This is a genomic window from Limosilactobacillus reuteri (genome assembly GCF_002254085.1).
Lineage (GTDB): Bacteria > Bacillota > Bacilli > Lactobacillales > Lactobacillaceae > Limosilactobacillus > Limosilactobacillus reuteri_K.
Map to the genome: position 1 here is coordinate 1 of NZ_NGPY01000068.1, position 520 is coordinate 520.

Genomic DNA, 520 nt, shown 5'->3' on the forward strand with positions numbered 1-520 from the left:
TCGAGGTGTTGTGCGTTGCTGTGGTGCAGTTGGGCTGGGTCTGTGGTGTGGGCTGGGGGCTGCACTGTTTTAGGTGCTGCTGTAGGCTCTTAGTTGAGCGCTAGTGGCGGAGCTTGTGGCGGCGCTCTTGGATGCGCTAGTTGAGGCGGTTGTTGCGGCACTTGTTGAGGCGCTTGTTGATGCACTTGTTGAGGCGCTCGTTGATGCACTCGTTGAGGCGCTTGTTGACGCACTTGTTGAGGCACTCGTTGATGCACTAGTTGAGGCACTAGTCGAGGCACTTACTGAGGCGCTCGTTGACGCACTTGTTGATGCACTTGTTGAGGCGCTCGTTGATGCGCTTGTTGATGCGCTTGTTGATGCACTCGTTGAGGCGCTTGTTGATGCACTTATCGAGGCGCTCATTGAAGCGCTCGTTGATGCACTTACTGAGGCGCTCGTTGAAGCGCTTGTTGAGGCCATATCGGATTCGCTTACTGAGGCGCTAGCTGACGCGCTTGTTTAGCCCACAGTTGCGGCA

General features: G+C 56.0%; 1 protein-coding gene. It reads left to right on the forward strand.

The features are described 5' to 3' along the window. Window positions 1-103: 103 nt before the first annotated feature. The gene (locus CBG10_RS11300; RefSeq protein WP_225361758.1) at window positions 104-505 is read left to right on the forward strand and encodes a hypothetical protein; all 402 of its coding nucleotides are present in this window, start codon (window positions 104-106) and stop codon (window positions 503-505) included. Window positions 506-520: the final 15 nt, after the last annotated feature.